This is a genomic window from Streptomyces cinereospinus, assembly GCF_042430725.1.
Classification (GTDB): Bacteria; Actinomycetota; Actinomycetes; order Streptomycetales; family Streptomycetaceae; genus Streptomyces; species Streptomyces cinereospinus.
The window spans coordinates 1-2,966 of the sequence record NZ_JBHMCY010000151.1 but is presented as its reverse complement, the minus strand read 5'-3'; the positions used below and the strand labels follow the sequence as shown (position 1 = coordinate 2,966).

The following is a 2,966-nucleotide window of genomic DNA, read 5'->3' as shown; positions in this document are numbered from 1 at the left end:
TGCGCTCGATGGGGGTCTGGCTGTTGCGGACCTCCAGGCGCAGCATCTTGCGTCCGTCGGGTGCGACTGCGGACACGACCGGCTCCCTAGCGATTGATTCTTCGGCGTTCCCCAGGGTACGCCCGTTGATTTTTGGCGGCCGGCGTCCCTATGCCGGCGTCTTCTCGATCTCGCGCGGCTTCAGGTCGGCGTTCACCAGGACGTCCCTCAGGTGGCGTTCGACGACCGGGGTCACGTCCTCGATCGTCACGTCCCGGCCGAGCTCGTGGGCGAGGGAGGTCACGCCGGCGTCCCGGATGCCGCACGGAATGATGCGGTCGAACCAGGCGTTGTCCGGGTTCACGTTGAGCGCGAAGCCGTGCATGGTGACGCCCTTGGCCACCCGGATGCCGATCGCGGCGATCTTGCGGTCCTCGCGGCGCTGGCCCGCGTTGGACGGGGCGTACTCGGGGCCGTTCAGGCGCGGGTCGAACTCGTCGTCGTGCAGGCGGGGGTCGAAGTCCAGGGAGAGGCCGCCGAAGGACGGGCGCCGCTCGACCGGGTCGCCGAGGACCCAGACCCCGCTGCGGCCCTCGACCCGGGTGGTCTCCAGGCCGAACTCCGCGCAGCTGCGGATGAGCGCCTCCTCCAGCCGCCGTACGTGCGCCACCACGTCCACCGGGCGCGGCAGCTTCTGGATCGGGTAGCCCACCAGCTGGCCCGGACCGTGCCAGGTGATCTTGCCGCCGCGGTCCACGTCGATGACCGGCGTGCCGTCGAGGGGGCGCTCGTTGTCGGCCGTGCGCCGGCCCGCGGTGTAGACCGGCGGGTGTTCCAGCAGCAGCACCGTGTCGGGGATCTCGTCGGCGAACCGCGCCGCGTGCACCCGGCGCTGTTCGTCCCACGCCTGCTGGTACTCGACGGCGTCCGCGCCGAAGCCCATCCGGACGAACCGCAGCTCACTCACGGCAAGCGCCTCCCTGGAAGGTCGTCAGGCACGACATGCGCCTACGTCACTGTACGACTGCTCGGGGCGCGTCAGCGCTGGTGGTAATCCTCACACGATCGGATGAATGAACGTCGAAGGGTGCGATCACCTGCTCACTCTCCGCTACATTCGCGCCGTTCACGAGGCCATAAGGGCTGCTCACAGGCAATCCGGGCAGCGCGGCGGCGAGGGCCGCCGAAAGCCCGAAGGCAGGAGACCGCACCCCAGATGACGGAACGACCCGCGCAGCGCACTCCCAACCGCCAGCTCGCCGCGCTCATCGCAGAAGCGGGGTTCTCCAACGCAGGTCTCGCCCGTCGCGTGGACCAGCTCGGCCTCGAACACGGACTCGACCTCAGATACGACAAGACCTCCGTCACCCGCTGGCTGCGCGGACAGCAGCCCCGGGGGACCACCCCGGCGCTCATCGCCGAGGTGTTCACCCGCCGGCTCGGCCGCCGGCTCACCGCTCAGGACCTGGGCCTGGACGCCTGCGCCCCGGTCTACGCGGGCCTGGAGTTCGCGGCCGGCCCGGAGGAGGCCGTCGACATCGTCAGCGGCCTGTGGCGCAAGGACTCCGGCAGCCACGCCGAGCTGCGCAGGATCGCCTTCACCCCGGCCGGACTGGTCGTCCCCAGCCGCGACTGGCTGATCGGCCGGGCCGACGAGCGGGTCGCCCGGGGCGAGGCCCCGCCCCGGGTGCCCGCGCAGGGCCGCCCGGCGCTGCCCCAGCAGCGCGGCCGGGGCGAACGCGCACCCGGCCACCGGGTCGGCTCCGGCGACATCGCCGCCCTCCGCTCGGTCGCCGAGCTGTTCCGCACCCTCGACGACGCCTACGGCGGCGGCCACGCCCGCCAGGCCCTGGTGCGCTACCTGGAGCACGAACTCGAACCGATGCTGCGCGGCGGCTACGGCGAACAGACCGGCCGCCGGCTGTTCGCCGCCGCCGCCGACCTCACCCGGCTGGCCGGCTGGACCTCGTACGACATCGCCGCGCACGGTCTGGCCCAGCGGTACTTCGTGCAGGCGCTGCGGCTGTCGCAGGCGGCCGGGGACCGGGCGTACGGGGCGTACGTCCTGGTCACGATGAGCCGGCAGGCCGTGTACCTGAGCCACGGCCGCGAGGCGGTGCAGCTGGCGCGGGTGGCCCAGCAGGGGGTGGGCGGCTCCGCGCCGCCGGTGGTGCAGGCGCTGCTGCACGTCGCCGAGGCGCGCGGGCACGGGGTGCTGGGGGAAGTGCGGGCGTGCACCGCGTCCCTGGTCCGCGCCGAGCGCGCGCTGGAGGCGGCCCGGCCCGGTGACGACGTGCCGCACTGGGCGCGCTTCTTCGACGAGGCCCAGCTGGCCGACGAGTTCGGGCACTGCCACCGGGACCTCCAGCAGTTCCGCGCCGCCGCGCAGCACGCGGAGCGCTCGCTCCAGCTGCGGCACCCCGGCTTCGCCCGCAGCCGCCTGTTCTGCCGGGTCGTCCTCGCCACCGCCCGGCTGGGGCTCGGTGAACTCGACCAGGCCTGCCAGCTGGCCGCCGAGGCGGCCGGGCAGGCGGCGGAGATGCGGTCGGTGCGGGCGGTGGAGTACGTCAAGGACTTCGAACGCCGGCTGGAGCCGTACCGGGACGCGGCACCGGTGCGCGGCTACCGCGACAAGGTCGCGGCGCTGGGCTGAGGGGGGCGGTTCCGGGCGGGCGGGGCGCCCGGATCCCCGCGCTCCCGGCCGGGCGCGGTGGGTCGGCCGGTTCGTCCGGGGTGGGCGGGGGGCGGGTCTCCGCGTGTTCGGCGGGGCGCGGGTGGGTCGGCCGGTCCTTGCCGGGCGGGCGGGGGCGTGCGGGTCCCTGCGCCCCGGGCGGGCGCGGTGGGTCGGCCGGCCGGTCCCGGGTGGGTGGGGGCGCGCCGGTGGTCGCGTCCCCGGTGGGTCGTGGTGGGTCGGCCGGTCGGCCCAGGATGGGTGGGGCGCGTGGGGGTGTGCCGGTGGCCGCGTCTCCTAGCGGGGCGTGGAGGGG

At 74.6% G+C, this 2,966-nt stretch carries 2 protein-coding genes; one reads left to right on the top strand and one right to left on the bottom strand.

Annotation, left to right across the window (positions count from 1 at the left end; genetic code table 11):
- Positions 1-148: 148 nt before the first annotated feature.
- A complete protein-coding gene (lipB, locus tag ACFF45_RS35155) occupies positions 149-946 on the bottom strand; it encodes a lipoyl(octanoyl) transferase LipB (protein ID WP_381351094.1) in 798 nt (265 codons plus the stop codon).
- 249 nt (positions 947-1,195) lie between these two features.
- On the opposite strand from lipB, the gene ACFF45_RS35150 reads away from it, so the two are divergent.
- Positions 1,196-2,632 (top strand): NsdA family TPR-like regulatory protein, encoded by a 1,437-nt coding sequence (locus ACFF45_RS35150; protein ID WP_381351092.1) that lies wholly within the window; start codon positions 1,196-1,198, stop codon positions 2,630-2,632.
- Positions 2,633-2,966: the final 334 nt, after the last annotated feature.

What these genes read in the sequence shown, in the direction of transcription:
- ACFF45_RS35150 (WP_381351092.1), top strand. Translation starts at nt 1,196, where the DNA reads ATGACGGAACGACCCGCGCAGCGCACTCCCAACCGCCAGCTCGCCGCG.